The sequence below is a fragment of the Gloeocapsa sp. DLM2.Bin57 genome (genome assembly GCA_007693955.1).
Taxonomy (GTDB): Bacteria; Cyanobacteriota; Cyanobacteriia; order Cyanobacteriales; family Gloeocapsaceae; genus Gloeocapsa.
In genome coordinates this window covers 1-4,126 of sequence record RECR01000006.1, presented here as the reverse complement: position 1 = coordinate 4,126, position 4,126 = coordinate 1, and the positions used below count along the sequence as shown (strand labels likewise).

General features: G+C 36.6%; 6 protein-coding genes and 1 pseudogene. 5 read left to right on the top strand and 2 right to left on the bottom strand.

Features of this window, described 5'->3' with window-relative positions:
* Positions 1-320: 320 nt before the first annotated feature.
* Positions 321-905: an NADPH-dependent oxidoreductase gene (locus tag EA365_00135; protein TVQ49902.1), complete on the bottom strand. Its 585-nt coding sequence runs from the start codon at positions 903-905 to the stop codon at positions 321-323.
* Between the two features lie 120 nt (positions 906-1,025).
* Here EA365_00135 and EA365_00130 point away from each other — a divergent pair, with 120 nt between their 5' ends.
* Complete coding sequence (locus tag EA365_00130; protein TVQ49901.1) at positions 1,026-1,631, top strand: ABC transporter substrate-binding protein; 606 nt, start codon at positions 1,026-1,028, stop codon at positions 1,629-1,631.
* A gap of 77 nt (positions 1,632-1,708) precedes the next feature.
* Positions 1,709-1,963 (top strand): TIGR03643 family protein, encoded by a 255-nt coding sequence (locus EA365_00125; protein ID TVQ49900.1) that lies wholly within the window; start codon positions 1,709-1,711, stop codon positions 1,961-1,963.
* Here EA365_00125 and EA365_00120 read toward each other — a convergent pair.
* Positions 1,928-2,228: pseudogene (locus tag EA365_00120) on the bottom strand (hypothetical protein). The gene EA365_00125 and the pseudogene EA365_00120 sit on opposite strands and share 36 nt — an antisense overlap.
* A gap of 206 nt (positions 2,229-2,434) precedes the next feature.
* Between EA365_00120 and EA365_00115 the strand changes: the two are divergent.
* The 3 genes from EA365_00115 to EA365_00105 form a co-directional block, all read left to right on the top strand.
* The gene (locus tag EA365_00115) at positions 2,435-2,788 is read left to right on the top strand and encodes a helix-turn-helix domain-containing protein (GenBank protein TVQ49899.1); all 354 of its coding nucleotides are present in this window, start codon (positions 2,435-2,437) and stop codon (positions 2,786-2,788) included.
* A gap of 3 nt (positions 2,789-2,791) precedes the next feature.
* Positions 2,792-3,331: an RES domain-containing protein gene (locus EA365_00110; protein ID TVQ49898.1), complete on the top strand. Its 540-nt coding sequence runs from the start codon at positions 2,792-2,794 to the stop codon at positions 3,329-3,331.
* Positions 3,332-3,579: 248 nt separating this feature from the next.
* On the top strand, positions 3,580-4,126 hold a 547-nt coding region (locus tag EA365_00105; protein ID TVQ49897.1), incomplete at its 3' end, for a hypothetical protein.

Genomic DNA, 4,126 nt, shown 5'->3' with positions numbered 1-4,126 from the left:
TTCCATAGTTGCTTGTTGTACTAAAATCAGTGTGTCAATAATCTTGTGTTATTCGCTAGCACTTGCCAAAGGAGACTCAAGGCTAAGACCTTGGTAATGTAGCAGTCGCCCAATCCGGGCTATTTAGTCTAAACTCCAGTATTAGTAAAAAAGTTACCAAGATTAGGCAAGAATTAGGCTTTCAAGCTACAGCTAAACTTGTCTGATTGTTAAGTTTTGTATCTGCGGTTTTTCCGCAGATAGCCTGTCTTAATTTGCGGATCATTTTTTCATCTACTGCAACACGACGAGCATTTCTCTCGATTTGAGTTTTTTGAAGGTTAAGATAACTTGAGCTTACTAGTAACATCTACTAAGCTTTTAGCTATACCACTAATAGCAGACAATTGTTTTTCATCCTGTAACTCACCCTGCAAGTTAAAGACTTGATGAGCGTTGGGAATGGCTTTTTGTTGAGGAATAACGATAACACCTATACCTTCGAGAATAGCGCGCACATGGACTAGCCCTCGGATACCACCTAGTCCACCTGGAGATGTGGCTAATAGTGCGGCAACTTTACCGTTAAAGCAAGCTAAACTAGGTTCATCTGGTATAGGTCTCGATGCCCAATCAATAGCATTTTTTAACAACGGGGTGATAGAACCATTATACTCTGGACAAGCAATTAAAAAACCTTGATGACTTTTGAGCAAGCTTCTGAATTCAACTACAGACTTAGGTAAGCCTTCTTTAGCCTCCAAATCTTCATTGAACAAGGGCATAGGATAGTCAAGAAAATCAACATAAGTAACTTCTGCTCCTGCTTTTTTAGCCTCATCTGCCGCGATTTTAACTAATTTTTTATTAAAAGATTCGATTCGGGCACTTCCTGCAAAAGCTAATATTTTAGTTGGTTGTGTCATTAGTAGAACAAGGGGCAATTAGGTAGAGAAACAAAGTATAATTTAACATTAATTAGAAAAAAGGTTAGCAACATAAAACCTACAAGCAACCTTTTAAGAGATTTTGATCAAATTAATGCTATGAAAATCAAACAAATGTTCATTCCTCTTACCCTCCTAGCCCTGGCTTGTTTAATGTTTAGCATATTCGATGCCAACAGCGCGCCACTGCCTGAAGATTTCCCCGCCCCGACTCCTCCTGGGGAGATAAGAGTGAAACAATACCCTGCTTACCGAGCAGCTACCTACAAGATAAAAGGCAATTTAGCCAATGCTGCCAATAACGCTTTCTATCCACTTTATCAACATATTAGCTCCAATGAAATTTCTATGACCGCTCCAGTAGAAACTCAATATCCTCTCGAAAGTATCGAAGGTAAAGACTTTGGTGAAGCGGAGGTATCATTTATCTATTCAAGCCCTCAGATTTATCCCCGCGAGGTTGCTAGTAATATCACAGTCAAGGATGTTGAAGCAATGTTAGCAGTTAGCCTAGGCTTACGTGGAGCTTACAACTACGAAAGTTACCAAGAAGGATTGCGAAAGCTACTAATTTGGCTTCAACAAAACCCCGATTATCAGAGCGCAGGTAATCCTCGGCGTTTCTTTTATGATGGACCTTACATCCCGGATGCCCTCAAGCGAAGCGAAATAATAATCCCTGTTAAATTTATTAAAAAGTTCTGAGTAGTCTGTCACAAACTATTATGCAACGCCAGATTTTGTCTACCTCCTCGAATGAGAGAAATCATCAAAATTAAATAATGAAAATACCTAACTTGGACAATCAAACTATCGAGCGTATTATTGAAATGGCTTGGGAAGATAGAACATCATTTGAGGCGATTGAGACTCAGTTTGGTCTTCAGGAGAAACAGGTGATTGTCTTAATGCGACGCTTTTTAACTCCCTCAAGCTTCAAAATTTGGCGCAAGCGAGTCACTGCACGCAAAACTAAGCATCAAAAAAAAAGAAATTTTATCCTAGGTCGCTTTAAATCCGAGAACCAAAAGAATTAAGAAATCTATTTAATCCCTCAGGTTGTAAATATCGACTAACTTGAGTAGCACCTTCTAACCAGCCACTATATAAAGCTGTCATACCCCGAGGAGTAATTTTTTTAAGGCGATTAATGATATTTTGCTTACCAGAAGCTATTTGACTAGGAATAATTACTTCTACCACATTATCGTAAATAGTTACACTAATCCTATCATCTGAAGATAGTTGTTCCACTGCATAAATAGCCGCTTGTTGTGCATATTTAATTTTACTACCTGCCATTGAACCAGAGCGATCTATTACCAAACCTAAATTAAGCAGAGGACGTTCTTGAAATCGTTACAAATATTTACCAAATATTATAGCAATAGCAGTACGCATCAGAAGTTATTTGACGTTTTCTCAACACTTAACCTCAGATAAATGTCTAGACAAAAGTCTAAACAATAAGCGATAATGATTGTATAGTAGTTTTCCAAACAAAAGTCATGTCTGCTCTCAAAGAAAGCAACAAAAAATTAGCTCCTGTAGAAATTAGAAAAGGATTAGGACTTTCTCAAGAACGCCTAAGTAATGTACTTAGAGTCAGTTCTAAAACTGTTAACCGATGGGAAACAAACAACACACTGCCAAAAGATTCAGCAGTTCTGATGCGATTAGCCAAGCTGAAAGAAATTAAAGATTTAGGAGCAATGATTTACACTCCTGAAGGACTTAAGGAATTTCTTTCTACTCCGCTACCTATTTTCGCCGGACGGTGCGCCTTTGATTTGCTCCAATTAGGGGATTACGAACCCGTTTTGAGTGCCTTAGCCTCTGACTTGGAAGGTACGGGCTTTTAATTGATGTCTCTCCTGAATTATATTCGACCCTGGAGAGGATTTGCAGTCCGACATATACCAGATAGCCCAAAACCTTTCAATATCTATGATTTTAGCTACTGCGGCGTAAGTAACGAAAATAGATGGAATATAGCAGGTGAACCAACCTTATATTTAGCTAAAGAAAAAAATGTAGCTTTAGCAGAATATGCAAGACACTTTAAGGTTGACCGGACACCTAGTTTAGCGACTAAGACTTACCGTCGCCTTGTCTATCGTTTTGAGGTTAAATTAGATTTGGTTTTAGATCTGACTCTAGCTGAAGTTTGGCAAGAAATATCTTTAGAAAAAGCTCCAGAATGTTTTTCTGAAAAAACTTATGCCAGAGCAACTGCTAACTTTATACGTAATACTACGATTGCCCAAGCAATTATTGTCCCATCTCTTGCTTTTTTAGACAATCTAGAACAATGGTGTTTGGTATTGTTTTTGGAAAAATTACCTAGGGATGTTTCTGAATTTCTTCCCTCAGTTGAGCCTGATGGATTTTTTCAAGTTTCCTAAATATTTTTGACAAAATAATAGACGCTACTATATTATATCCGACATTGGCGCACTTCTAATTGTCAGAAAAAAAAAGGAGTCACATTTTTATATTACTATTTGAAGTGCAAAAAGTGAGTTATATATTTTACATCTCACTACTATCACTATCGATTGGAGAGATTGAACGTGTTCCTCAAATATTGACTGCTTTCTTGGTATGATTTTCCCTTATTCTGGGTATTATTAATAGGTGGAGAAACAAAATCTTGAGAAAAAGAAAGAAGAAAGGAAAAAAAAGTAGAAAGTCACATTTCCCGCATTTTCTAAGTTTAAATCATTCTCAATTAGCTAAACTAGCAGTAAATGATTCAATAATCACAGATGCTGGTTTTGATATTATTGATTATGACTTGGCTTTAAAATATTTTAATTTTGAAGAAATTTTGAATTGGTGGGAACTTACGATAGATTTTTCGGAGCTAAAAGAAAATGAACTAGAAACTTGGGATAATTTATTACCATCTGATGTTTATTCTCTTCAACATGAAGAACTTTTAAAAATAATTCAACAGTTAATTAGCCATTTTGAATTTCTCCCCAAAAAAATTGACATAGCTACTGCTAGAGCCTTTCTTGATTCACAATACAAGTGGGTCAAAATTCTGAACATAAGTGATAGATATGATAGCCTAGATTATATTGATATGTATGAAGCAGAAGCAATTAAACTAGGTCTTTTTATGAAACAAGAGTTAGGCGATAAAGAGTTATTAATTATTAACGATAATAAACACGCAGTAGCCCATGTAAGTG